Source organism: Pseudomonas sp. 8 R 14 (assembly GCF_900005955.1).
GTDB lineage: Bacteria > Pseudomonadota > Gammaproteobacteria > Pseudomonadales > Pseudomonadaceae > Aquipseudomonas > Aquipseudomonas marginalis.
Genome location: NZ_CVTH01000034.1, coordinates 47,410 through 70,692, shown reverse-complemented (window position 1 = coordinate 70,692; position 23,283 = coordinate 47,410). Strand labels below are relative to the sequence as shown.

Below are 23,283 nucleotides of genomic sequence, written 5' to 3'. Positions count from 1 at the left end.
CTTAGCCCTCCTTGGCGGGGGTGGGTGCGGACTGGCCGCTGTCTTTCAAGGCCTTGGTGACTTCCGGCGGCATGTATTTCTCATCGTGCTTGGCCAGCACTTCATCGGCCACCACCACGCCGTCGGCGTTGAGCTTGCCCAGGGCGACGATGCCCTGGCCTTCGCGGAACAGGTCCGGGAGGATGCCGCGGTAGGTGATGGTCACGGCCTTGTTGAAATCGGTAACCACGAAGGTGACGTCGAGGGAATCGCCGGAACGCTTCAGCGAGCCCTTCTCCACCATGCCGCCGGCACGGATGCGCGTGTCCAGCGGCGCTTCGCCGTTGGCGATCTGGGTCGGGGTGTAGAACAGGTTGATGTTCTCCCGCAGGGCGCTCATCGCCAGGCCCACGGCAATACTGACGCCGGCCAGGATGGCAAGGATGATCAACAGACGCTTTCTACGCAGCGGATTCACTTTTCGGTCTCCCGGCGCAGACGACGCGCCTCTTGTTGCAGGTAACGCTTGCGGGCCAGGATCGGCGCGACGACGTTGAGGGCCAGCACGGCCAGGCAGATGCCATAGGCCGTCCAGACATACAGGCCGTGGTGGCCCATGGCGAGAAAATCACTGAAAGAAGCAAAACTCATCCGCGCGCTCCCAGGCAGCTTTGCACTTCGGCCTTGACCCAGCTGGCGCGGGCTTCACGCTTGAGCACTTCGAGGCGCATGCGCATCAGCAGCACGGCGCCGAAGAAGCAGTAGAACCCCAGCACCATCAGCAGCAACGGTGCCCACATTTCCACGGGCATTGCCGGTTTTTCGGTGAGGGTGAAGGTGGCGCCCTGGTGCAGGGTGTTCCACCACTCCACCGAGTACTTGATGATCGGGATGTTGATCACGCCGACAATCGCCAGCACCGCGCAGGCCTTGGCGGCGCTGTCACGATTGCTGATCGCGTTGCCCAGGGCAATAAGACCGAAGTACAGGAACAGCAGGATCAGCATCGACGTTAGTCGCGCATCCCACACCCACCACGAGCCCCAGGTGGGTTTGCCCCAGATCGCACCGGTGACCAGCGCCACGGCGGTCATCCACGCCCCGATGGGCGCGGCGCATTGCAGGGCGACGTCCGCGAGTTTCATCTTCCACACCAGGCCGACGACGCCGCACACCGCCAGCATCACGTAGCAGGACTGGGCCAGCATCGCGGCAGGCACGTGGATGTAGATGATGCGAAAGCTGTTGCCTTGCTGGTAGTCCGGCGGTGCAAAGGCCAGGCCCCAGACCAGGCCGATGCCGATCAGCAACACGGCGGCGATGCTGAACCAGGGCAGCAGTCTGCCACTGATGCCGTAGAACCATTTGGGCGAGCCGAGCTTGTGAAACCAGGTCCAGTTCATTGCTGTTTCCATCACGGTTGCTTCTTGTCTTGGCAAGAAGCGTAGGGTCTTTACTGACTATGCGTATACCGCCCAGTCAGACCTCATTATTCACCGACGCTGATCTTCAGGCCGGCGGCTATAGCAAAGGGTGTCAGGGTTACCGCCAGGGCGGTCAGGCTGCCAAGCCACAGGAGGTAACCGGTCGCCGGCATGCCCATGAGCGCGGCTTGCAACGCGCCGCTGCCCAGGATCAGTACCGGGATGTACAAAGGCAGAATCAACAGGGCCAGTAACAGGCCACCCCGTTTCAAGCCGACGGTCAACGCGGCACCCACCGCCCCCAACAGGCTGAGTACCGGGGTGCCGAGCAGCAGGCTCAGCAGCAGGATCGGCAGGCATTCGCCGGGCAATCCGAGCATCATCGCCAGCAGTGGCGAGAGCAAGACTAGCGCCAGGCCGGAAAAAGCCCAGTGTGCCAGTACCTTGGCCAGGACCAGAAGTGGCAGGGGGTGCGACGAAAGGACCCACTGCTCGAGGGAACCGTCTTCGAAATCACTGCGAAACAGCCCGTCCAGCGAGAGCAGGACGGACAAAAGCGCCGCGACCCACACCAGTCCCGGAGACAAGGTTTGCAACAGTTTAGTCTCCGGGCCGACCGCCAACGGGAACAATGCGATCACGATGGCAAAGAACACCAGCGGGTTGGCCAATTCGGCCGGGCGGCGGCACAGCAACCGCGCTTCGCGGGCGACCAACAGGGCAAACACACTCATACCGACCACCGCCCCAGGTCGAGGTCGCGGTAACCGACGGGCATGCGCGCCAGGGTGTGGTGGGTGGTGAGCACCACCTGGCCGCCCTGCTCGCAGTGCTGCGCCAGGTGCTGTTCCAATTGGGTGACGCCTTGTTTGTCGAGGGCGGTGAAGGGTTCGTCGAGAATCCACAGCGGCGGGCCAGGCAGGTACAGGCGCGCCAGGGCCACGCGGCGCTGCTGGCCAGCGGACAGGGTGTGGCAGGGCACGTCTTCGAACCCCTTGAGGCCGACGGCGGCCAGGGCCTGCCAGATGGCGTTGCGGGTCGCGGGATGATGCAGGGCGCTGAGCCAGCTGAGGTTTTCTTCGGCGGTGAGCACGTCCTTGATGCCGGCGGCGTGGCCGATCCAGATCAGGTTGCGTGCCAGTTCGGTGCGTTGTTCGTTGAGCGGCCTGCCGTTCAGTCGGACTTCACCGGCCGTGGGCTGCATCAAGCCGGCCAGCAGGCGCAGCAAACTGGTCTTGCCGCTGCCGTTGGGGCCGCTGATCTGCACCATGTCGCCGCCCGCCACCCGCAGGTCGAGGTGCTCGAACAGCAGGCGCAGGTCGCGTTCACAGGAGAGCGCTACGGCTTCAAGAAGAGGGCTGGTCAAGAGATCGCGGGCCTTTACGGTTCAAGTCGGCGGTGCAGCGGCCGTTATAGAAAGAAGCACAATAACGGCTTTGGCGACCGATTTTAGAGAGCTGGATCAAATAGTTGTGAGGTTTTTACCGCTCTCTTTGCAGACGCGCGGCATTATACATGCGATGCCCTACGCTAAAGAGGGCTATTTCCCCAGAGACGATGCGCACGATGACCGGCGAGATCAACCTTCCTACGCTTCCTCCCACCCCGGCAACCGGGCAAAGCCCTGCGCCTGCGCCAGGGGCGCTGCTGAAACTGCTGGAGCCGCAGATCGGGCTGATCGACCCGGGCAAAACCGTGAATGCCGAGGTGCTGGCCCTGAAACAAGGCGGCGAGGCGTTTCAGCTGTTGCTCAAGCTGACCCTTGAAGGCGGCCGCCAGACGCTGGTGCAAGCCAGCAGCCCACAACCCTTGCCGTTGGGCAGCAATGTGGCTGTGAGCCAGACGCCCGCAGGCAACCTGGCCATCAGCCTGCAACAAGCCCTGAGCGCCAACGTTGCCGCCCTCACCCGTATCGATACGGCCAGGATGCCGGAAGGCACCCTGCTGCAGGCCAAGGTGCTGACCACCCAGGCCCTGCCCCAAGGCACCGCGCAGCCGGCGATCTACCGTTCGTTGGTGACCGTACTCAATAGCGCCCTGGCCGGCGCGACCCTGACACTGGAAAGCCCGCAACCGTTGCGCGTGGGCAGCTTGCTCAGCGCCGTGGTGCAGAACGCGCAAACCCTGAATTTTGTGCCGTTGAGCGGGCTCAAGGATCAACTGGCCGTCACCCAGCAATTGTCGACCCAGCAAAGTCGCCAGGGCTCCCTGGATGCGGTGTTCAAGGCGTTGCAAAATCTGCCCCGCGGCGACAGCACCTCCACCGACCTGCGCGCCGCCGCCGACCGTTTGCTGGCGGCCTTGCCCGACCTGGCACAGGTGAGCAACCCCAAGGTGCTGGCCCAGGTGATCCAGAACAGCGGCGCCTTTCTTGAAGCCAAGTTACTCGCCGGGCAAAACCCGCAGGTGCCACCGCTGGATATGAAGGGCGCGCTGCTGCGCCTGGTCGCCGACCTGCTGCCTGCCTTGCCCGCCAGCACCAACCTGAATGCCATTCTTGCCGCCAACACCCTGGCCCAGGTGCTGCCCAACTTCGTGCGCAGCCCGTTGGGCACCCTCGGCCAGGTCGGCGCGCGGCAAGCACCGGTCAGCTTCCCACTGCCGGAGCGGCTGATGGCAAAACTGGAGGGCGAAGGCGACCTGGAAAACCTGCTGCGCCTGGCCGCCGGGGCCATTTCCCGCTTGCAGAGCCACCAGCTGTCGAGCCTGGAGCAAACCGGCACCACCGCCGATGGCCGCCTGCAAACCACCTGGCAGTTGGAGATCCCCATGCGCACCCTGCAGGACATCGTGCCGTTGCAGGTCAAGTTCCAGCGCGAAGAGCCGGCGCCGGACAAGGACCAGCCCGAACGCAAGGATTCCAAGGAGCCCAAACAGATGCTCTGGCGCGTCGAACTGGCCTTCGACATGGAGCCCCTGGGGCCGTTGCAGGTCCAGGCGCAGCTGACTCAGGGCAAGCTGTCCAGCCAACTGTGGGCAACCCGACCTTTCACTGCCAGCCTGATCGAAAGCCATTTGGGCAGCCTGCGCGAGCGCCTGGTGTCGTCAGGGCTGAATGTCGGCGACCTGGACTGCCACCTCGGCACCCCGCCACGCGGGCCGAAAACCGGACTTGAACAACGCTGGGTGGATGAAACCGCATGAACAACGCCAACCCGCCGCGCCAGGCGATTGCCCTCAAGTACGACGGCCAGCAAGCGCCGACCCTGACCGCCAAGGGCGACGATGCCCTGGCCGAAGCCATCCTCAAGTTGGCACGGGAAAATGAAGTGCCGATCTATGAAAATGCCGAGCTGGTGAAACTGCTGGCACGCATGGAACTGGGCGACAGTATTCCGGAGGAGTTGTACCGCACCATCGCCGAGATCATTGCATTTGCCTGGACGTTGAAGGGCAAGTTCCCGGTGGGCTATGACCCGGATGCGCGCCCGGTGGAGCGGGATGTCACGGAGCGTGGCGACGATTACTGAATAGCCACAGGCATATACAGGTTCAAATGTGGGAGGGGGCTTGCCCTAAGGCTTTTTGTAGGAGCGAGCTTGCTCGCGAAAAACTCACAGGCGCCGCGTTCATTCAGGAAGAACGCGTTATCGTTGACGTTTTTCGCGAGCAAGCTCGCTCCTACAGGAGGCGATGTACGCTTAACTGACTGGCATCAGGGCAAGCCCCCTTCCACATTTGGATTGGGGGTCAATTCAAGACTTCACTCAGAGGGATGAAATTGACCCGATCACCCACCTCCAGCGTCGTCCCTTCCAACACCTCCACAAACCCCTCCGCCCACGCCGCGCTGCGCAGCACGCCGGAGCTCTGGTTGCGGTAGATGATCGCCTTGCCCTGTTCGATGCGCCCGCGCAGATACTCGCGGCGGTTGCCCGGCTTGGGCCAGGTGAACCCCACCGGCACGTCGAAACGCAGCGGTTCCACGTCCGCCACACCCTGGCGGCGCAGCAAGTAGGGGCGCGCCAACAGCGCAAAGGTCACCAGGGTCGAGGCCGGATTGCCCGGCAGGCCGATCACCGGCACGCCACGGAAATGACCAAAAGTCAGGGGTTTGCCCGGCTTGATCGCCAGCTTCCATAACGCCAGCTCACCCTCTTCGCGCAGGGCAATACCAAGGAAATCCGCCTCGCCCACCGACACACCGCCCGTGGACAAAATCAGATCAACCGCCCTCAAGCCTGCCAGTCGCGAACGGGTCTGCTCCAGGTCGTCCGGCAGGATGCCTGCGTCGATGACTTCGCAACCCATGCGCTCAAGCCAGGAACACAACACGCGGCGATTGCTGTTGTAGATCTGGCCCGGACCGAGGGGCAAACCGGGCTCGATCAGCTCATCGCCGGTGGACAACACCGCGACACGCGGGCGGCGGATCACGTCCAGCCGATCACGGCCAAGGGAAGCCGCCAGGCCCAGCTCGATCGGGCCCAGGCGCGTACCGGCCGTGAGCACCCGCTCGCCGACGGTGGTTTCCTGGCCTTGGGGGCGGATGTTCTGGTTGGGCTGCAACGGTTCGCTGAAGCTCACGCGCTCATCGGCGTGGACCACGGCGTTTTCCTGCATTTCCACGCAGTCCGCGCCTTCCGGTACCGGCGCCCCGGTGAAGATGCGCGCACAGGTGCCGGCCGCCAGCGGCTGTGGCGCCTGGCCAGCGAAAATACGCTGGCTGACGGGCAAGGGTTCACCGGTCCAATCCACCAGGCGCACGGCGTAACCGTCCATGGCGCTGTTGGGCCAGGGCGGCAGGTCGAGGGTGGAGACCAGGTCCTGGGCCAATACACGGCCGTCGCACTCGGCCAGGGGCAGCACGTGCTGCTCGCGGATCGGCGCGGCTTCGGCCATCGCCAGCAGCTGTTGCAGGGCGTGTTCTACCGGCATCAGGGCGCCGGTCTTGCCGGGCTTACCCACGGGATTCACAGGGTTCGGCCAGCTTCAGGTGCGGCACGAAGTTGCAGGGGCGATGACGGTTATCCAGTTGTTCGGCGAGGATGCCATCCCAACCGGTGCGCACGGCATTGGTGGAGCCCGGCAGGCAGCACACCAGGGTGCCGTTGGCCAGGCCGGCCAGGGCGCGGGATTGCACGGTGGAGGTGCCGATGTCGGCCACGGAGATCTGGCGGAACAGTTCGCCAAAGCCGTCGACCTGTTTGTCGAGCAGGCAGCCGACCGCTTCGGGGGTGCTGTCGCGGCCGGTGAAGCCGGTGCCGCCGGTGATCAACACCACTTGCACCACGTCTTCGGCAATCCAGTGGGCGACCTGGGCGCGGATCTTGTAGAGGTCGTCCTTGAGCAGCACGCGCTCGGCCAGGTGGTGGCCGGCGGCGGTGAGGCGGTCGACGAAGACCTGGCCCGAGGTGTCGGTGTCCAGGGTGCGGGTGTCGCTGACGGTCAATACCGCGATATTCAGGGGTACGAAGGGTGCATCGGCCTTGGCTTTCATGGCACGGTCCGGTTGTCGAAGGAACGGCCCGATGTTATATCACAGGCCCCTGTTCAGCTGCCTGCGCGGAACCCACATGCCACTCGACTCAATCCCCCTGCCCTGTTCGATCCTGCTGTTGGCCGGTGGCCGCGGCCAGCGCATGGGCGGCCAGGACAAAGGCCTGCTGGACTGGCACGGCCTGCCCTTGATCGCACACGTGCAGCGCCTGGTACGGCCACTGACCGATGACCTGATCATCTCGTGCAACCGCAACCAGGCGCAGTACGCCGCCTATGCCGACCAGTTGGTAAGCGACGACAGCCCGGATTTTCCCGGGCCGCTGGCGGGTATCCGCGCAGGACTGGCCGCCGCGCGCCATGGGCACCTGCTGATCCTGCCGTGCGATGTGCCCCATATCGACGCTCGACTCCTCGCCGACCTGCGTGAAACCGCACAACGCCATCCCTTGTTGCCGGTGATGGTGCGCCACGGTGAATTCTGGGAACCCTTGATCTGCATCATCCCCATCGGCCTGCGAACCGAGGTAGAACAGGCCTGGCATGCCGGTGAACGCAGCCCGCGAAAGATCCTCCTGCAATTGGGCGGCGTGGGCGTGGAATGCCCAACCGATGACCCGCGCCTGGCCAACCTGAATACACCAGAGCTGTTGCGCCCAAGGTCTGACGTGTCAGAATGAACCTTCGCACAAGGAACTTTGGCGACGTCTCACACGTCTCAAGGTCAGCAATCAAAAAGTATTCTCTTGGAGACAACACCCATGACTCAACGGACCATCGCCGCTCTCATGCTTGCACTGGGCCTGGCTACCCTCGCCGGTTGCGCCTCGCCGACAGTGATCACCCTGAATGACGGTCGCGAAATCCAGGCCGTCGACACCCCGAAATACAACGAAGATTCGGGTTTCTACGAATTCGAACAGCTTGATGGCAAGCGAACCCGCATCAACAAAGATCAGGTTCGCACCGTTAAAGACCTGTAAGCCTCAGCGCTTGCACACAAGGCCCGCCTCGCGCGGGCCTTGTCGTTTCCGGGGGTTACCAGTCGAGGGTGATGAGGCTTCGAAACCGGCGTTCTTCAGCGGTGACCGGGTCGATAAACCGCACGCCCTGGGCCAGCAGCTTGAGGGGATTGGCGTAATCATCGACCGCATCCTTGATCACGTCCGGATAGAACGGATCGTTGCAGATGCTCGCCCCCAGCGCGGTCATGTGTACACGCAGCTGGTGTTTCTTGCCGGTCACGGGAAACAGGCCGTAGCGCCATAAGTCGCCGTTCTTTTCCCGCACCTCCACCGCTGTTTCGGTGTTGCTGGCACCGGGGCCTTCCTGCATGCGGAAGAAAGGTTCGCCATCCACCAGGCGGCTTTTGTGTACCAACGGGAACGTCAGGCCAGGCAAAGCCGGGGCGATGGCTTCGTAGAATTTATCGATCCGGCGCGTGGGAAACAGCTGCTGATAGGCCGAACGGCTGGCCGGGTTGGCCGAGAACAGCACCAGCCCGGCGGTGTGTCGGTCGATGCGGTGCAGGGGCACCAGCGCCGGGTTGTCCAGGCGGCGAATCAGGCGGCGCAGCAGGGTTTGCTCGACGTACTCGCCGGCCGGGGTCACGGGCAGGAAGTGCGGTTTGTCCGCCACCACCAGGTGCTCATCGGCGTAGAGGATGCTTTCCTGCACCGGGATGACTTTTTCGTTGGGGACTTCACGGAAGTAATAGATGCACAGGCCTTCCCTGTAGGCCAGGTCCAGGGGGATCGGGGTGCCAGTGACATCCAGCACCCGCCCACGGGCGATGCGGTCCAGCCACTGTTCGCGACTGATCGCCGCAAAGTGCTCGCACAGGCACTCCAGCACCGTCGCCCAGGGGCCAGGTGGCAGGTACAGGGTGCTGGCTTGGTGCTGGGACGCGGAAAAAGCGGATGTGGACATGCTCGAAGCCTTGAAAAAACAGGCGGGCATTATCCCGCATCAAGCGGGATGAAACCTAGGGCGGATCTCAGGCCTTGGCCAATTCCGCGCGCAGGATCGGCGAAGCACTCGCCGCCTCGGTGAACTCCTTGAGCCAGCGCAGCACGTCCACCGCTTCCCAGCGGCCGGGATCGTAAAGCGCGTACAACAGGCCCTGATAACCCACCACATCGAGCTGCTTGTGATAACCGGCGCGCTGGAACAACGCCTCGATCTCGGCAAAGCAGGTATTGAAATGCACTTTGTTAAACGGCGTCTTGCCTTCCGTGACCAGGCCGTCGAGGCGCAGCTCGTTCACCGCGTCGCGCACGACATCGGCAGACATGCGATTGACGCTGCTTTTCAGTTGTTCAACATTCACCACGGGCGTTCCCTCTATTCAATCGCTGTACAAACATACAGTAACGTAATATTCGGAAACCCGCCATCGCATAAACGTCAGCGCAGGAAGGCGACAACCTGATCCGCATCGAAGGGCCAATCCAGTTCAGCCCCCGTGTCCACCCGCCGAAGCACCGGAATCCTTAGGCCATAGGCGTCGGTCAGGTCGTCGGGGTCGGTGATATCAACCAACTCGACCAGCAACCCGCGTTCGACGAGCGGCATGATTTCGGCTTCGGCAATTTCACAAAGATGGCAACCCAGGGTGCCGAACAACTGGCATTCAGGAAGCATGACGAATGGCCCTGATCAGTAAGTAGACAAGCATTCTAATCCTCACAAAAACCTGTGGCGAGCGGGCTTGCCCCGCGTTGGGGCGCGAAGCGGCCCCGGTAGTGCCACCGCGCTCCTTCAGACAGAAATACGGTGCTTGTTTTGAGGCCGCTTCGCAGCCCAACGCGGGGCAAGCCCGCTCGCCACAGGTACAGCGTTCGCTCCCCGGAAACCTGCCGGCCACAATAAACCCTGACCCAGATCACCATGGCCTATAACTGATTCAGCGATTCTCGCGGCTTTTTGCCCGCTCACCCTGCAACGGAGATGCTTGTGTTCGCCAACCTGCTGATCATTCTGGCCTCATCCCTGGTGGTGATTGCGCTGTTTCGCCGGCTGCAACTGCCACCCGTGCTGGGCTACCTGTGCGTGGGCCTGGCCGTAGGGCCGACTGCCCTGGACTGGGTGAATGACAGCGAAGAGCTGCCCGACCTTGCCGAACTGGGCGTGGTGTTCCTGCTGTTTTCCCTGGGCCTGGAGTTTTCCCTGACCAGGATGCTCGCCCTGCGCCGCGTGGTGTTTGGCCTCGGCAGCTTGCAGGTGCTGGGGTGCAGCGTGCTGCTGGGGGGCCTGTTGATGGCCTTCGGTGTGGCACCGGGCATCGCCTTGTTGCTGGGTGCGGGGCTGGCGCTGTCGTCCACGGCGATCGTCAGCAAGGAACTGACCAGCCTCGGCGAAATCTTCAGCAGCCATGGCCAGAACGCGATCGGCGTGTTGCTGTTCCAGGATGTGGTGGCGGTGTTGCTGCTGACGCTGGTGCCGGTGTTCGCCGGCAGCAGCGAACAGGCCTGGTACTGGGCGTTGCCGCTGACGCTGGGCAAAACCGTGGTGTTGTTCGTGGGCCTGTTGCTCGCCAGCCGCTGGTTATTGCCGCGCTTGTTTCATGAGGTCGCCGCTTCCCATTCGGCGGAGCTGTTTGTGCTGCTGGCGCTGGTGATCGTCTTGCTGACCGCCTGGCTCACGCATCTGCTGGGCCTCTCCCCTGCCCTCGGTGCCTTCCTGGCCGGCATGCTGCTGGGCGAAAGCCATTACCGCCATCAGATCGAAGCGGATATCCGGCCCTTCCGCGACATCCTGCTGGGGCTGTTTTTCGTCAGCATCGGCATGCTTATCGACCTGCAGTTGTTCGTCAGCCACAGTCTGTTGATCCTCGGCATGACCCTCGCGCTGATGCTGATCAAAGGCAGTGTGGTGGCTGCGCTGGTCAAGCTGCGCGGCAGCGACAGTGAAACCGCCTGGCGCAGCGGCCTGGCCCTGGCCCAGGGCGGTGAGTTCTGTTTTGCGCTGATGGCGCAGATGCAACAGAGCCGGCTGATACCCGATGAATTCAACGGTCTGCTGCTCGCCGCCACGTTCTGTTCGATGCTGTTGACGCCACTGCTGTTGCGCGCCGCGCCGGCGATTGCCCTGCGCCTGCATCGTAAGCCCAACCAACAGGTACAACTTGAAGAAATTGCCGCCCTCAACGCCCAATTACACGGGCATGCGGTCATCTGCGGCTATGGCCGGGTCGGGCAATCCATCGGGCGCTTTCTGCGCAATGAGCAACAGGCGTTTATCGCCCTGGATGACGACCCGGAACGGGTCCAGGAAGCCGCCACCGAAGACAGCAGCGTGCATTACGGCGACTGTCGCCGTGGCGCCTTGCTCAGTGCCGTGGGCCTGGAACGGGCGCGCCTGGTGGTGATTGCCGTGGACAACAGTGATGTGGCCCTGGCGGTGCTCAAGGAAGCCCGCCATATCAACCCCGACGTGCCGATCCTGGTGCGCACCCGCGATGACAGCCAATGGGCTGAATTGAAAGCCGCGGGCGCCAGCGAAGTGGTGCCCGAGCTGCTGGAGTCAAGCCTGATGCTCGCCTCCCACGCCTTGATCCTGCTGGGCCTGCCGGACCAACAGGTGCAGGCGCGGGTCGATGAAGTCCGGCATAACCGCTATCGCCTGCTGCACGGTTTCTACACGCACCCGAGCACCGACGAAGAGGCGCCTATCAATCCTGACTGACCGCACCGATCTTGTGGATCGACAGATCTGCGCCGTAATACTCCTCCTCCTGGCTCAGGCGCAGCCCGTGTACGCGCTTGATCACGCCATACACCAGCAGGCCGCCGCCGAACGCGACGACCACACCGAGCCCCGTACCGATCAATTGGCTGATCAGACTCACGCCGCCCAATCCCCCCAGCGCCTTTTGCCCAAAGATACCGCAGGCAATCCCGCCCCATACACCGCACAGGCCATGCAGTGGCCACACCCCCAGCACATCGTCGATCTTCCAGCGGTCCTGGGCGGCGATAAAGCACCACACAAACAGCCCGCCCGCAACCACACCGGTGACCAGCGCGCCCACCGGATGCATCAGGTCGGAACCCGCGCAGATCGCCACCAGCCCGGCCAACGGACCGTTATGCAGGAAGCCTGGGTCGTTGCGGCCGATCACCAGGGCGGCGACGGTGCCGCCGACCATGGCCATCAGCGAGTTCACCGCCACCAGGCCGCTGACGCCGTCCAGGGTCTGCGCGCTCATCACGTTAAAGCCGAACCAGCCGACAATCAGGATCCACGAGCCCAACGCCAGGAACGGAATGCTCGACGGCGCAAACGCCACCAGGCGCCCTTCCCGGTAGCGCCCATTGCGCGGGCCCAGCAGCAGCACCGCCGCCAGCGCCAGCCAGCCGCCCATGGCATGCACCACCACCGAGCCGGCAAAGTCATGGAAGCTGGCGCCGAACGTCTTGAGCAACCAGGCCTGCAAACCGAAATTGCCGTTCCACACCATGCCTTCGAAAAACGGATAGATAAACGCCACGATCAACGCGGTGGCGCACAACTGCGGAGCGAACTTTGCACGCTCCGCAATACCGCCGGAGATGATCGCCGGGATCGCTGCCGCAAACGTCAGCAGGAAGAAGAACTTCACCAGGCCATAACCATGGTCGGCGCTGATCACGGCCGCCGGTTGCATGAAGCTCACCCCGTAGGAGATCCAATAGCCTATAAAGAAATAGGCCAGGGTGGAGATGGCGAAGTCGCTGAGGATCTTCGACAGGGCGTTGACCTGGTTTTTCTGGCGCACCGTCCCGACTTCCAGAAACGCGAAGCCGGCGTGCATGGCCAGGACCATGACCGCACCGATCAGGATAAACAGGGTATTGGAGCTGTGGACCAGAGTGTCCACCGCACTTTGCAGATTTTCCATTGAAGTTGGCAGGCCTGTGTAAGGCAAAAAGCACCAAAGCGGTTCAAGCCAGGGGTTGCGCGCACTAAATTGGCACCTCCGGCACCGCCCCTCTTCAGAGGGCGTGAACCGCTTTAGCGCAGCGTTCAACACAACCGGCCGTTGCCGACAGGGTTTTTCCGCGAGTTTGAGTTATTTAGGGTAAGGTTTTTCGAGACCTGAGCCCCGACCGCCCGGATTCAGCGCAAGCCACGGGGCGTGCGCACCAAGGCAAAGCAAAAGCTGTACCAGACAATTGCACTGAACCTTCACCGATACCGATGACTCGAAACCACACGTACCGATCAGCCAATCACGGAGATAACCATGGCCAGAAGAACTGCAAAGACTGCTCAAGAAATACTGATGGCGGATTTTCAAACCCTGGTGACTGACACCGAAAGGTTGCTGGACGACACCAAGGTGCTTGCGGGCGACCAGGCCGATGAGCTGCGCGCCAAGATTCATGACACGCTGTTGCAGGCCCGCGAAACCCTCAAGCAAACCGAAGACTCCCTGCGCGAACGCGGCCAGGCGGCGATCACCGCGACCGAAGATTACGTGCAGGCCAACCCTTGGCAGTCGGTAGGCATTGCCGCCGGCGTGGGCTTTCTGATCGGCCTGCTGGCCACAAGGCGCTAATCATGTCTATCGGCGAAACTGGCTCGTCCACGGGTACCACCTCACGACGCCTGGGCGCGGCCGTTCTTGGCTTGCTGCACAGCCACGTCGAACTGTTTGGCATCGAATTGCAGGAGCAGAAGGCCCGTACCGTCAGCCTGCTGCTGTTTGCCGGCCTGGCGCTGGTATTTGCCCTGTTGTTGCTGGTGGGGTTGTCGACACTGGTGATGATCCTGGTATGGGACACCGGCTACCGCCTGACCGGGATCATCTGCCTCTGCGTGTTCTACAGCCTGGCCGCTGCCTTCTGCGGGGTGCGCTTGAAAGCGGCGGTGTTCGATGAGTCCACGCCGTTCCACGCCACCCTTGAAGAGCTGGCCAATGATCGGGAGCGCCTGCTGCCATGAGCTCGAATGAAATCCAGCAAACCTCCCGCCGGGAAATGCGCAAGGCCTTGATCCGCCTGCGCATGGAGATGCACCGCCAGGAGATACGCCACGAATCCCAGCAATTGATGGCGCCGCTGAACAAGGTGCGCAACCTGGGCCAAAACTTTCAGGGCGGCCTGGGCATCAAGCACGCGCCGCTGTGGGGCGTGGCCGCTGTAACCCTGATCGGTTTCTTCACCGGCAAGGGCGCCAAGGGCGGCGGTATCAGCAGTGTGACGCGCCTGGTGCGCCTCGGTGCCGGCCTGATCCCGCTGATCAAACTGGCCATGCAGGGCAATTCACGCAAAGGTTGAGCCTGCTGGCTGCATTCTTGCTAACAGAATGGCCCGGTCCTCGTTTCGAGGGCCGGGTCTTTTTTCGCCAGTGTTTTTAAGGAGGCCCCGTGATCGACGGGCAACCGCTCGCCTGCTTCCAACCGTTTATCGATACCGCCACCGGGCGCATTGCCGGCGTCGAGGCCTTGGGGCGTCTACGCCAGGCTGATGGCCGCCTGCAGTCCGTTGGCCCGCTGTTCGCCGACCCACGCACGCCAGGCGCGAGCTTGCGCCGTCTCGACCGGCAGATTCGCGACAACGCGTTAAGCCGCCTGCATGAAGCCCCCGAAGACTGGTTCCTCAGCCTGAATATCTCGCCGCGCTGGATCAACCAACTGCGCCCGGGCCAGGCGCTGCCTAGCCTAAAACAGATCCACAGCCATGGCGTCGACCCGCAGCGCATCGTGTTCGAGATCACCGAACTGGGCGGCGACATCCAGCGCCTGGCCGAGGTGGTGGCACGTTATCGCGAGGCCGGTGCGCGCATCGCCATCGATGATTTCGGCGCCGGCTATTCCCAGCTTGACCGGGTATTGGCGCTGCAGCCGGACATCCTCAAGCTGGACATGCGCCTGTTCCAGCAAGCCGCCAGGGGCGGACCGAGCAGTGACGTCGTGCGGGCGCTGGCGCAGATGGCGGAAAAGACCGGCTGCTGGATCATTGCCGAAGGCGTGGAAACCGAGGCGCAGCTGAGCTTCGCCCTGGAATGCGGTTCGCGCTACGTGCAGGGCTATCTGTTTGCCCAGGCGCAATTGGACTGGTTCGCCACCGACGCCTTCGTGCCGCGCTTTGACCAACTGCGCGCGGCGTATGTCCAGCAGAAGCTGGCCGAACGCGGGCGCATCATGCAACTGCGCCAGCAATTGACCGAACTGATGAAGATCCTGCAATCCTGGGCACAGGCCCAAGCCCCGCTGGATCACTTGCCCCAACTGCCGGCCTTCCCCTGGCTGCTGCGTTTTTACCAATGCGACCGGCATGGCACCCAGTTGACCCCCAACTTCGAATGGCGCCAGGACGCCTGGCAGGCCGACAGCCGCTACCTGGGCCACAACTGGTCATGGCGCCCGTACTTCTATCACCTGCTGGCCGAAGGTTGGGAGGAGCGTCGCCTGACGCTGTCCTCGACCTACCGCGATGCCACCACCAACCAGTACTGCCTCACCGCCGGACAATTCTTCGATAACGGTCAGCGCTTGCTGTTAATCGATATCGACGCGGCCGGCCTGTAGATTTTCGCTTGCCCCGCCAAGGCGGAACCGGGAAGCTGGGCGGGTCATTCACCGTACGGAGAGTACCCGCCTTGGATTGGCCCACCCTGCTTACCCGCGAACGCCTTGGAAAACCCCTGCACAGCCCGGAAGAACTAGGCCGCAGCCCGTTTCACAAAGACCATGACCGCATTATCTTCTCCGGCGCGTTTCGCCGCCTGGGCCGCAAGACCCAAGTGCACCCGGTGTCCAGCAACGACCATATCCACACACGCCTGACCCACTCCCTGGAAGTCAGTTGCGTAGGCCGCTCCCTCGGCATGCGCGTGGGCGAAACCCTGCGCAGCGCCCTGCCCGACTGGTGTGACCCGAGCGACCTGGGCATGGTGGTGCAATCGGCCTGCCTGGCCCATGACATCGGCAACCCGCCGTTCGGGCATTCAGGCGAAGACGCCATCCGCCACTGGTTCCAACAGGCAGCGGGGCGCGGCTGGCTGGACGACATGAGCAGCGCCGAGCGCAATGACTTCCTCAACTTCGAAGGCAATGCCCAAGGCTTCCGGGTACTGACCCAACTGGAATACCACCAGTTCGACGGCGGCACGCGCCTGACCTACGCGACCTTGGGCACGTACCTCAAGTACCCCTGGACCGCCCGCCACGCCGATTCCCTGGGTTACAAGAAACACAAGTTCGGCTGCTACCAGAGCGAACTGCCGATCCTCGAACAGATCGCCAGCAAGCTCGGCCTGCCGCAACTCGAGGAACAACGCTGGGCTCGCCACCCACTGGTCTATCTGATGGAGGCGGCAGACGACATCTGCTACGCCTTGATCGACCTGGAGGACGGCCTGGAAATGGACCTGCTGGAGTACACCGAAGTCGAGTCACTGCTGCTCGACCTGGTGGGCGACGACCTGCCGCAGACCTACCGGCAACTGGGCGCCCAGGACTCACGCCGACGCAAGCTGGCGATCCTGCGCGGCAAGGCCATCGAGCACTTGACCAACGCCGCGGCGCGCGCCTTCGTCGAACAACAGGAGGCCTTGCTTGCCGGCACCCTGCCCGGCGACCTGGTGGAGCACATGCACGGCCCCGCCAAACGCTGCGTGCTGGATGCCAAGGACATGGCGCGCAAGAAAATCTTCCAGGACAAGCGCAAGACCCTCCACGAGATCGGCGCCTACACCACCCTGGAAATCCTGTTGAACGCCTTCTGCGGCGCGGCCCTGGAGCAGCACGGCGGACGCACGCCGTCGTTCAAGAACCGGCGCATTCTCGACCTGTTGGGCAACAACGCGCCGGACCCTGCATGGCCGCTGCACAGGTCGTTCCTGCGGATGATCGACTTCATCGCCGGCATGACCGACAGCTACGCCACCGAGATGGCACGGGAGATGACCGGGCGCTCCAGCCCTCAATAACCTGGCTGATCACGCCGCCTGTTCACTGAACAGAATCTGCCTACGATGGGAACAGAGCGGCCTGATCGAATTCGCACAAGCGCCCGAAGAATAATCGCGCACGCTCCGGGCAGGTCTGGCGAACAGTTCCTACGTGCCCCCTATCGACGCTTGACTCACCGTGTGCCTTCTATGCCCCACTACCCCTTTCGGATCCTGTTGGTGGAGGACCATCCCTTTCAGCTCCTCGCCACCCAATGCCTGCTGAGAAGCTTCGGCTTCGAGCACCTGGCCCCGGCCGAAAACGCCGAGCAGGCAATCCGTTTGATGACCCAGGCCGAGGCTCCCTTCGACATCATCCTCTGTGACCAGTGCCTGCCCGACCTGCCCGGTCTTGAGTTGATTGAAATCGCCAGTCGCCAATGCTTTATCAAGGCCGCCATCTTGCTCAGCGGACTTCCCGAGGCAGAACTTTCAGCGTTGCAAACCCAAGCCCTCAAACGTGGCCTGCCATTGCTCGGTTACTTGCCAAAGCCGTTGAATAAAGATGAGCTTGCACGTTTGACCCATACATTACTCACGTTATAAATGTAGGACTTTAAACAGATCGACCGGTCGGAAAAATCGCGCATAACCACCGTTAAGTCCTTGCCATGTTCCTTCGGCCCATGCCCCTGCGGAACCTTGGCCTCTTGCGTTACAGCTCCTTAGAGACAGGTAGGCTTTTACCTTTTTTAATGTAGGAACTTTCCTGTTTTATACCTGCCACCCCCCAAGTTCATGCTTATCCATCGGCTTCTGAGCTAATGTGCCCGCTTTATTTGTACTTGCATGGAATATGATCATGAATACAGTTTTTATTATTGACGACCATCCGGTTATAAGACTTGCCATACGAATGTTGTTGGAGCACGAAGAAAATTTCAAAGTAGTCGGCGAAACGGATAACGGATGCGACGCCATCCAAATGGTCCGCGAATGCATGCCGGACCTGATCATCCTCGACATCAGCATTCCAAAACTCGACGGGCTGGAAGTGCTTTGCCGATTCAACGCCATGAACGCGTCGATGAAAACCCTGGTGCTGACGGCTCAATCCCCCACCCTGTTTGCCACGCGTTGCATGCGTTCGGGAGCCGATGGCTACGTGTGCAAGGAAGGTGACCTGAGCGAGCTGATGAGCGCCATCCGCGCTGTACTGTCCGGTTATAACTACTTCCCCAGCCAAGCCTTGAACACCAACGATGAGGCCTGCAAGGAACTTGAACTGTTCAAGGCGGTTAACGATCGGGAGTTGATGGTATTGCAACTTTTCGCACAAGGTCGCACCAACAAGGAAATAGCAAAAGGTATGTTCTTGAGCAACAAAACAGTAAGCACTTATAAAAAGAGGCTGATGCAGAAACTTCAAGCCAAGTCCTTGGTAGAACTTATCGAGATGGCAAAACGGAACGCGCTAGTGTGAGAAACAGGATGCCCAGGCGTATAAAGGACTATTTGATTATATTGAGTGCCGGTTTGTGCTTCAGCACCGCCGTGCCTGCCACCCCTCCAGCGAGCCCGGAGCATTTCAACCTTTTGAGTCGTGCGAGCTCCGTGCAGCTGGAACCCTACCTGAACAAGGCCCAGCGCCAATGGCTCCAGAACAAACGCGAACTGGTACTGGGCGCGGCGTTTCCTGACTACCCGCCTTTTGACCTCACCTCCAGCGGGCGTGACTATGAGGGACTCACCGCCGACTACGCCGGCTTGCTGGCAATGGCGCTGGACGTGCCGGTAAAAGTGTTGCGCTACCCCTCCCGAGAGGCCGCCATTCATGCCCTCGAAGCGGGTGAAATCGATTTACTGGGTTCCTCCAACAGCTTTGAAGCGGCAAATCCCAACCTGACCCTGTCGGAGCCGTACGCCGTGGACCGGCCAGTGCTGGTGACCCGCGAAGGCGAAACCCGCAGCCTGGCTGATGGGCTGGCCGGCATGCGCCTGGCACTGGTCTATCACTATCTGCCACTGCACGAAGTGGAAAGGCTCTACCCCAAGGCAATCATCCGTGCCTACCCTTCTTATCAAAACGCCTTGAATGCAGTGGCCTTCGACCAGGCAGACGTCTTTCTCGGCGATACCATTTCCACCCACTACATGATCAACAAGGGTTACCTGAAAAACATTCGCATGGCGAACTTCGGCAAACATGAAGCCTATGGATTCAGCTTTGCCATGCCCCAGGAACAGCAGACGCTGTTGAGCATCGTCGACGCCGTCCTGAGGGCCGTGCCCGCTGCCGAACGGGAAACCATTGCCAAACGCTGGAGTGCCGGCAGCGACATCCTCCTGACCGACCAAAAGCTGCAACTGACCCTTCGCGAAGAACGTTGGCTGAGGGAGAACCCGGTCGTCAAAGTGATCGTGAACCCTACCTTTGCGCCGCTGACCTTCTTCGACGCCGATGGCAATTTTCGCGGCATTACCGCCGACCTGCTGGAACTGATTCGCCTGCGCACCGGGCTGCGCTTCGAGATCCAGCGCGGGCGTGATGTGAACACCATGATCGAGCATGTAGAGAGCGGCAAAGCGGACATCGTCGGCGCAATCATCCCCAGCGTCGAGCGAGAAGCCCAACTGAACTTCAGTCGTCCCTACCTGGAAAACTCCTACGTGATGCTGACACGCAAGGACGGCCAGGCCCCTACGGGCCTGGAGGAAATGGAGGGCAAGCGCCTGGCGATCACGCAGGGCAGTCCGCTGAAAAAATTCCTGCGTGAGCACTTCCCAAAGATTCAGCTGGTAGATACCGGCGACACGTTCAAGTCAGCCGAACTGCTGGTACAAGGCCATGTAGAGGGCGCGGTGAATACCCTGGTGGTCGCCAATTACTTCCTGTCCTCGCAGATACTCCAGGACAAGATCCAAATCAGCTTCAGCATTGGCACGATGCCGGCCACCTTCGGGCTGGCGACATCCCGCAGCGCCACCGAACTCAGCTCGATTCTCGACAAGGCGTTGCTCAGCATCGCCCCGGACGAACTCGGCGTGATCAACAGTCGTTGGCGCGGTTATACCGCGGCCTCGGACAGTTACTGGCGCGACTATCACCAACTGATTGCGCGCATCGTCATCGGGACCGGCCTGCTGCTGCTGATTTCCCTGAGCTGGAACGCGTACATGCGCCGCCAGATCAAGCACCGCAAAATGGCCGAGCGCGCCCTCAATGATCAGTTCGAGTTCATGCGCGCCCTGGTCAATGAAACCCCACACCCGATCTACGTGCGTGACAACAAGGGGCTGCTGCAGACCTGCAACGACAGTTACCTGCAGGCGTTCGACGTCAAGCGCGAGGACGTGATAGGTAAAAGCGCGGTCCAGATCAGCACAGCCCTCGCAGTCGAGGCGGCGCAATACCATGCCGACTATCAGCGCGTGGTGGCCGAGGGCAACCCGTTGATCCTGGACCGCACCCTGCATATTCGCGGAAAAAAACTGACGATCTACCACTGGATCCTGCCGTACCGCGACTCCGTCGGTGAAGTCCAGGGCATCATCGGTGGCTGGATCGATATCAGTGAGCGACGCCAGTTGTTCGACGAACTCCGCACCGCCAAGGAGCGAGCCGACGAAGCCAATCGGGCCAAGAGCACGTTCCTCGCCACCATGAGCCACGAAATCCGCACACCGATGAACGCGGTGATCGGCATGCTCGAGCTGACCCTCAAGCGGGCGGACCAGGGCCACCTCGACCGCCCGGCCATCGAAGTCGCCTACAACTCGGCCAAGGATCTGCTGGAGCTTATCGGCGACATCCTGGACATCGCGCGGATTGAATCCGGTCGCCTCAGCCTGGCACCGGAACGCGTCAACCTGAGGGAGGTGATCGAGTCGGTGGTGCGTGTCTTCGACGGCCTGGCACGCCAGAAGACCCTTAGCCTGTTGCTGGAGTTCACGCCTGATCTGGAACACACCGAAGTGCTGATCGACCCGCTGCGCTTCAAGCAGGTGCTGTCCAACCTGATCAGCAACGCCATCAAGTTCACCGAACGTGGCCAGGTAAAGATCAAGGTGGAAGTATCGGCCACCGAACTGCCGCAGCAGGTCGAGATGAAACTGGTGGTGGAGGACACCGGCATCGGTATCAGCCGGGACGACCAGATGCGCCTGTTCGAACCCTTTGCCCAGGCGGACAACTCAGGACAGCTGGCCAGGAGCGGTGCGGGCCTCGGGCTGGTGATCTGTCGCAGCCTGTGCGCGATGATGGGCGGGCAACTGAGCCTGAGCAGCGTGCCCATGGTGGGCACCCAGGTGCATGTGAGCCTGAAGATGAATCGCCTGCAGGCGCTGCAGGTGGCCGAAGAACCCAAGCCCGCCGAGACCTCGAACGTGCCGGTGCTCAACGTGCTGGTGGTGGACGATCATCCGGCGAATCGCCTGTTGATGTGCCAGCAGCTCGGCTACCTGGGCCATCAGTACACCGCCGCCCGGAACGGCGCCTCCGGCTTCCAGGCCTGGCGCCAGGAGCACTTTGACCTGGTGATCGCCGATTGCAACATGCCGATCATGAATGGCTACGAACTGAGTCGTTCGATCCGCGAATACGAGGAGCGCGAACAACTGACGCCTTGCGTGGTACTGGGTTTTACCGCCAATGCCCAGCCCGAAGAGAAACAACGCTGTGCGCAGGCGGGCATGAATGACTGCCTGTTCAAACCCATCAACCTTACGGCGCTGGAGCTGCAACTGGCGAAAATCAGTCCTCAACCCAGCGGCATGACCCTGGACATCGGCAACTTCGAGGCCCTCACCGGTGGCGATCCGCACATGAGCCGTCTCTTGCTGGAGGAGTTGCTGAGCAGCAGTCGCCAGGATCGCCAGGAGTTGGTTGCACTGATCGCTGCGCAGGCCTTGCCCGAAGAAATCATCGAACAGGCTCACAAGATCAAGGGGGCCGCGCGCATCGTTCAAGCCTCTGCGCTGGCCTCGCAATGCGAAGCCGTCGAACAGGCCTGTGCCCGGGGCGATGATCGGCCCCTGATCGAAGCGGGGGTGAAATCCCTGGAGAAGCTGATGCTGGAGTTGGAGAGGATGCTGCAAGTGCGGCTTGACGAACTGGATGGCCGATAAGGGGCGGGGCTGCGCCCCTATTTCGATCAGCAGTCGGTCAAACGCAGGAAAATCGCCGCCAGCTGTTCGATACCGGCCTGATCCTGGGGGGTAAAGCGGGCCAACGACGGGCTATCGAGGTCAAGGACACCAATCAATGTGCCGTCCTTGACCAGTGGCACCACCAGTTCGCTGTTGGACGCGCTGTCACAGGCGATATGCCCGGGGAACGCGTGCACATCGTCTACTCGCTGGGTTTGCCGCGAGGCCGCGGCCGCGCCGCACACCCCACGGCCGAACGGAATACGCACACAGGCGATCTGCCCCTGGAACGGGCCAAGCACCAGCTCTTCATTGCGGTTGAGGTAAAAGCCCGCCCAGTTCAGGTCATCCAGCTGGCTGAACAGGAAAGCCGAAAACTGGGCGCTGTTGGCGATGAAATCACGCTCATCGGCCAGCAGCGACTCCAGCTGGGCACTCAGCAAGGCATAGCCACCGAGGCCGGTGCCGGCCTGTTGTAAATCGATCATGGTTGACGCTCCAGCAATTTGAGACCCACCCAGTAACGGGCGAATTGATACGCGCAACGACCGTTGCGGTTGCCGCGCCCGGTGGCCCAGCGCACGGCGAGAATGTCGAGGTCCTCATCACGCTGCCACTGCAAACCCGCCTTGTTCGCCAGCTCGCCGATCCAGTGCTCGACCACGTCCAGGAAATGTTCCTGGGTGAACGGGTAGAACGACAGCCACAAGCCAAAGCGGTCGGACAAGGCAATCTTGTCTTCCACCGCCTCGCTCGGGTGCAACTCACCGTCCACGCGCTTCCAGTTATCGTTGTCGCTCTGGTTTTCCGGCACCAGGTGGCGGCGGTTGGACGTGGCATACAGCAGCACGTTTTCAGGGGCCTGTTCCAGGGAGCCATCCAGCACGCTCTTGAGCACCCGATAGTCGCCTTCGCCGGCTTCGAACGACAAGTCGTCGCAGAACAGGATGAAACGTTGCGGCAACTTGAGCAGTTGCTCGACCACCCGCGGCAGGTCGGCCAAGTGGTCACGCTCGATTTCGATCAGGCGCAGACCGGCCTTGGCGTGTTGAGCGAGCAAAGCGCGCACCATGGACGATTTACCGGTGCCCCGCGACCCCCACAGCAACGCATGGTTGGCAGGCAGGCCATCCAGGAACTGCTGGGTGTTGCGCGCCAGGGTTTCACGTTGCTTGTCCACGCCGATCAGGTCGGACAAGCGCATGTCCAGGCTCACGTCCAGCGGCAACAGGAAGCCACTGCGGCCCTCACGCTGCCAGCGGGCGGCCAGGCACTGGTTCCAGTCGATGGTTTGGCGCGGCGCGGGCAACAAGGGTTCCAGGCGGGCGAGCACGGCATCGGCTCGCTCCAGAAAGGCACTCAATCGAGAATCCACGATTATTCCTCTGGCAAGTTCTTGCAAAAGATGGCGTAT

Annotated in this window: 26 protein-coding genes; 13 read left to right on the top strand and 13 right to left on the bottom strand. The window is 61.9% G+C overall.

Translation table 11 applies throughout. The features are described from left to right. Position 1: 1 nt before the first annotated feature. The 5 genes from ccmE to ccmA form a co-directional block, all read right to left on the bottom strand. A complete protein-coding gene (ccmE, locus tag BFQ01_RS05220; protein WP_027607026.1) occupies positions 2–457 on the bottom strand; it encodes a cytochrome c maturation protein CcmE in 456 nt (151 codons plus the stop codon). Then, a complete protein-coding gene (ccmD, locus tag BFQ01_RS05215; RefSeq protein WP_065924460.1) occupies positions 454–630 on the bottom strand; it encodes a heme exporter protein CcmD in 177 nt (58 codons plus the stop codon). The genes ccmE and ccmD overlap by 4 nt, the downstream gene beginning before the upstream one ends. After that, positions 627–1,382, bottom strand: coding sequence for a heme ABC transporter permease (locus BFQ01_RS05210; RefSeq protein WP_065924459.1), 756 nt, complete (start codon positions 1,380–1,382; stop codon positions 627–629). Before BFQ01_RS05210 ends, ccmD begins: the two co-directional genes overlap by 4 nt. Positions 1,383–1,468: 86 nt before the next feature. Next, a complete protein-coding gene (gene ccmB, locus BFQ01_RS05205; protein ID WP_065924458.1) occupies positions 1,469–2,137 on the bottom strand; it encodes a heme exporter protein CcmB in 669 nt (222 codons plus the stop codon). Further along, positions 2,134–2,769, bottom strand: coding sequence for a cytochrome c biogenesis heme-transporting ATPase CcmA (gene ccmA, locus BFQ01_RS05200; RefSeq protein WP_065924457.1), 636 nt, complete (start codon positions 2,767–2,769; stop codon positions 2,134–2,136). The genes ccmB and ccmA overlap by 4 nt, the downstream gene beginning before the upstream one ends. 200 nt (positions 2,770–2,969) lie before the next feature. On the opposite strand from ccmA, the gene BFQ01_RS05195 reads away from it, so the two are divergent. Next, positions 2,970–4,547 (top strand): flagellar hook-length control protein FliK, encoded by a 1,578-nt coding sequence (locus tag BFQ01_RS05195; protein WP_065924551.1) that lies wholly within the window; start codon positions 2,970–2,972, stop codon positions 4,545–4,547. Beyond that, positions 4,544–4,873 carry an EscU/YscU/HrcU family type III secretion system export apparatus switch protein gene (locus BFQ01_RS05190; RefSeq protein ID WP_027607021.1) on the top strand — a complete coding sequence of 110 codons (330 nt, stop codon included), beginning with the start codon at positions 4,544–4,546 and terminating at the stop codon, positions 4,871–4,873. The genes BFQ01_RS05195 and BFQ01_RS05190 overlap by 4 nt, the downstream gene beginning before the upstream one ends. Positions 4,874–5,093: 220 nt before the next feature. On the opposite strand, the gene glp is transcribed toward BFQ01_RS05190, so the two are convergent. Continuing rightward, on the bottom strand, positions 5,094–6,320 hold the full coding sequence (glp, locus tag BFQ01_RS05185) for a molybdopterin molybdotransferase MoeA (RefSeq protein WP_065924456.1): 1,227 nt from the start codon (positions 6,318–6,320) through the stop codon (positions 5,094–5,096). Further along, positions 6,304–6,843, bottom strand: a complete 540-nt coding sequence (gene moaB / locus BFQ01_RS05180; RefSeq protein ID WP_027607019.1) for a molybdenum cofactor biosynthesis protein B — start codon at positions 6,841–6,843, stop codon at positions 6,304–6,306. The genes glp and moaB overlap by 17 nt, the downstream gene beginning before the upstream one ends. Positions 6,844–6,919: 76 nt before the next feature. Between moaB and mobA the strand changes: the two genes are divergently transcribed. Both mobA and BFQ01_RS05170 read left to right on the top strand, forming a co-directional pair. Continuing rightward, positions 6,920–7,522, top strand: coding sequence for a molybdenum cofactor guanylyltransferase MobA (mobA, locus tag BFQ01_RS05175; protein ID WP_065924550.1), 603 nt, complete (start codon positions 6,920–6,922; stop codon positions 7,520–7,522). Positions 7,523–7,603: 81 nt separating this feature from the next. Further along, positions 7,604–7,825, top strand: coding sequence for a YgdI/YgdR family lipoprotein (locus BFQ01_RS05170; protein WP_010211805.1), 222 nt, complete (start codon positions 7,604–7,606; stop codon positions 7,823–7,825). Between the two features lie 55 nt (positions 7,826–7,880). On the opposite strand, the gene BFQ01_RS05165 is transcribed toward BFQ01_RS05170, so the two are convergent. From BFQ01_RS05165 to BFQ01_RS05155, 3 genes are all read right to left on the bottom strand, one after another. Next, positions 7,881–8,771, bottom strand: a complete 891-nt coding sequence (locus BFQ01_RS05165; RefSeq protein ID WP_065924549.1) for a pseudouridine synthase — start codon at positions 8,769–8,771, stop codon at positions 7,881–7,883. Between the two features lie 67 nt (positions 8,772–8,838). After that, positions 8,839–9,174 carry a hypothetical protein gene (locus BFQ01_RS05160; protein WP_010565034.1) on the bottom strand — a complete coding sequence of 112 codons (336 nt, stop codon included), beginning with the start codon at positions 9,172–9,174 and terminating at the stop codon, positions 8,839–8,841. A gap of 74 nt (positions 9,175–9,248) precedes the next feature. Next, positions 9,249–9,485 (bottom strand): glutaredoxin family protein, encoded by a 237-nt coding sequence (locus BFQ01_RS05155; RefSeq protein WP_027607016.1) that lies wholly within the window; start codon positions 9,483–9,485, stop codon positions 9,249–9,251. Between the two features lie 306 nt (positions 9,486–9,791). On the opposite strand from BFQ01_RS05155, the gene BFQ01_RS05150 reads away from it, so the two are divergent. Next, positions 9,792–11,528: a cation:proton antiporter gene (locus BFQ01_RS05150; protein WP_137212966.1), complete on the top strand. Its 1,737-nt coding sequence runs from the start codon at positions 9,792–9,794 to the stop codon at positions 11,526–11,528. Here the strand turns inward: BFQ01_RS05150 and BFQ01_RS05145 are convergent. Next, positions 11,515–12,723, bottom strand: coding sequence for an ammonium transporter (locus BFQ01_RS05145; RefSeq protein ID WP_065924455.1), 1,209 nt, complete (start codon positions 12,721–12,723; stop codon positions 11,515–11,517). The genes BFQ01_RS05150 and BFQ01_RS05145 overlap by 14 nt on opposite strands. 345 nt (positions 12,724–13,068) lie before the next feature. Here BFQ01_RS05145 and BFQ01_RS05140 point away from each other — a divergent pair, with 345 nt between their 5' ends. The 8 genes from BFQ01_RS05140 to BFQ01_RS05105 all read left to right on the top strand — a co-directional run bounded on the left by BFQ01_RS05140 (position 13,069) and on the right by BFQ01_RS05105 (position 21,848). Beyond that, positions 13,069–13,383 (top strand): DUF883 family protein, encoded by a 315-nt coding sequence (locus tag BFQ01_RS05140; protein WP_065924454.1) that lies wholly within the window; start codon positions 13,069–13,071, stop codon positions 13,381–13,383. Between the two features lie 2 nt (positions 13,384–13,385). Next, positions 13,386–13,769, top strand: coding sequence for a phage holin family protein (locus tag BFQ01_RS05135; protein ID WP_012723020.1), 384 nt, complete (start codon positions 13,386–13,388; stop codon positions 13,767–13,769). Next, on the top strand, positions 13,766–14,104 hold the full coding sequence (locus BFQ01_RS05130; protein WP_027607013.1) for a hypothetical protein: 339 nt from the start codon (positions 13,766–13,768) through the stop codon (positions 14,102–14,104). The genes BFQ01_RS05135 and BFQ01_RS05130 overlap by 4 nt, the downstream gene beginning before the upstream one ends. Positions 14,105–14,193: 89 nt before the next feature. Continuing rightward, entirely contained in the window at positions 14,194–15,357 is a 1,164-nt protein-coding gene (locus BFQ01_RS05125; protein WP_027607012.1) for an EAL domain-containing protein, read from the top strand. 71 nt (positions 15,358–15,428) lie between these two features. Next, complete coding sequence (locus BFQ01_RS05120) at positions 15,429–16,760, top strand: deoxyguanosinetriphosphate triphosphohydrolase (RefSeq protein WP_065924453.1); 1,332 nt, start codon at positions 15,429–15,431, stop codon at positions 16,758–16,760. A 171-nt stretch (positions 16,761–16,931) separates the two neighbouring features. Continuing rightward, the gene (locus BFQ01_RS05115; RefSeq protein WP_065924452.1) at positions 16,932–17,327 is read left to right on the top strand and encodes a response regulator; all 396 of its coding nucleotides are present in this window, start codon (positions 16,932–16,934) and stop codon (positions 17,325–17,327) included. Positions 17,328–17,583: 256 nt separating this feature from the next. Then, complete coding sequence (locus BFQ01_RS05110; RefSeq protein WP_065924451.1) at positions 17,584–18,204, top strand: response regulator transcription factor; 621 nt, start codon at positions 17,584–17,586, stop codon at positions 18,202–18,204. 8 nt (positions 18,205–18,212) lie between these two features. Further along, positions 18,213–21,848, top strand: a complete 3,636-nt coding sequence (locus tag BFQ01_RS05105) for a transporter substrate-binding domain-containing protein (protein WP_074844672.1) — start codon at positions 18,213–18,215, stop codon at positions 21,846–21,848. 26 nt (positions 21,849–21,874) lie between these two features. Here BFQ01_RS05105 and BFQ01_RS05100 read toward each other — a convergent pair whose 3' ends face one another. Further along, positions 21,875–22,357, bottom strand: coding sequence for a GAF domain-containing protein (locus BFQ01_RS05100; RefSeq protein WP_065924449.1), 483 nt, complete (start codon positions 22,355–22,357; stop codon positions 21,875–21,877). Beyond that, the gene (locus tag BFQ01_RS05095) at positions 22,354–23,244 is read right to left on the bottom strand and encodes an ATP-binding protein (protein ID WP_027607006.1); all 891 of its coding nucleotides are present in this window, start codon (positions 23,242–23,244) and stop codon (positions 22,354–22,356) included. The genes BFQ01_RS05100 and BFQ01_RS05095 overlap by 4 nt, the downstream gene beginning before the upstream one ends. Positions 23,245–23,283: the final 39 nt, after the last annotated feature.

What these genes read in the sequence shown, in the direction of transcription:
- ccmD (WP_065924460.1), bottom strand. Translation starts at nt 630, where the DNA reads ATGAGTTTTGCTTCTTTCAGTGATTTTCTCGCCATGGGCCACCACGGC.
- BFQ01_RS05210 (WP_065924459.1), bottom strand. Translation starts at nt 1,382, where the DNA reads ATGAACTGGACCTGGTTTCACAAGCTCGGCTCGCCCAAATGGTTCTAC.
- ccmB (WP_065924458.1), bottom strand. Translation starts at nt 2,137, where the DNA reads ATGAGTGTGTTTGCCCTGTTGGTCGCCCGCGAAGCGCGGTTGCTGTGC.
- BFQ01_RS05195 (WP_065924551.1), top strand. Translation starts at nt 2,970, where the DNA reads ATGACCGGCGAGATCAACCTTCCTACGCTTCCTCCCACCCCGGCAACC.
- BFQ01_RS05190 (WP_027607021.1), top strand. Translation starts at nt 4,544, where the DNA reads ATGAACAACGCCAACCCGCCGCGCCAGGCGATTGCCCTCAAGTACGAC.
- moaB (WP_027607019.1), bottom strand. Translation starts at nt 6,843, where the DNA reads ATGAAAGCCAAGGCCGATGCACCCTTCGTACCCCTGAATATCGCGGTA.
- mobA (WP_065924550.1), top strand. Translation starts at nt 6,920, where the DNA reads ATGCCACTCGACTCAATCCCCCTGCCCTGTTCGATCCTGCTGTTGGCC.
- BFQ01_RS05170 (WP_010211805.1), top strand. Translation starts at nt 7,604, where the DNA reads ATGACTCAACGGACCATCGCCGCTCTCATGCTTGCACTGGGCCTGGCT.
- BFQ01_RS05165 (WP_065924549.1), bottom strand. Translation starts at nt 8,771, where the DNA reads ATGTCCACATCCGCTTTTTCCGCGTCCCAGCACCAAGCCAGCACCCTG.
- BFQ01_RS05155 (WP_027607016.1), bottom strand. Translation starts at nt 9,485, where the DNA reads ATGCTTCCTGAATGCCAGTTGTTCGGCACCCTGGGTTGCCATCTTTGT.
- BFQ01_RS05150 (WP_137212966.1), top strand. Translation starts at nt 9,792, where the DNA reads ATGCTTGTGTTCGCCAACCTGCTGATCATTCTGGCCTCATCCCTGGTG.
- BFQ01_RS05145 (WP_065924455.1), bottom strand. Translation starts at nt 12,723, where the DNA reads ATGGAAAATCTGCAAAGTGCGGTGGACACTCTGGTCCACAGCTCCAAT.
- BFQ01_RS05140 (WP_065924454.1), top strand. Translation starts at nt 13,069, where the DNA reads ATGGCCAGAAGAACTGCAAAGACTGCTCAAGAAATACTGATGGCGGAT.
- BFQ01_RS05135 (WP_012723020.1), top strand. Translation starts at nt 13,386, where the DNA reads ATGTCTATCGGCGAAACTGGCTCGTCCACGGGTACCACCTCACGACGC.
- BFQ01_RS05130 (WP_027607013.1), top strand. Translation starts at nt 13,766, where the DNA reads ATGAGCTCGAATGAAATCCAGCAAACCTCCCGCCGGGAAATGCGCAAG.
- BFQ01_RS05115 (WP_065924452.1), top strand. Translation starts at nt 16,932, where the DNA reads ATGCCCCACTACCCCTTTCGGATCCTGTTGGTGGAGGACCATCCCTTT.
- BFQ01_RS05110 (WP_065924451.1), top strand. Translation starts at nt 17,584, where the DNA reads ATGAATACAGTTTTTATTATTGACGACCATCCGGTTATAAGACTTGCC.
- BFQ01_RS05105 (WP_074844672.1), top strand. Translation starts at nt 18,213, where the DNA reads ATGCCCAGGCGTATAAAGGACTATTTGATTATATTGAGTGCCGGTTTG.
- BFQ01_RS05100 (WP_065924449.1), bottom strand. Translation starts at nt 22,357, where the DNA reads ATGATCGATTTACAACAGGCCGGCACCGGCCTCGGTGGCTATGCCTTG.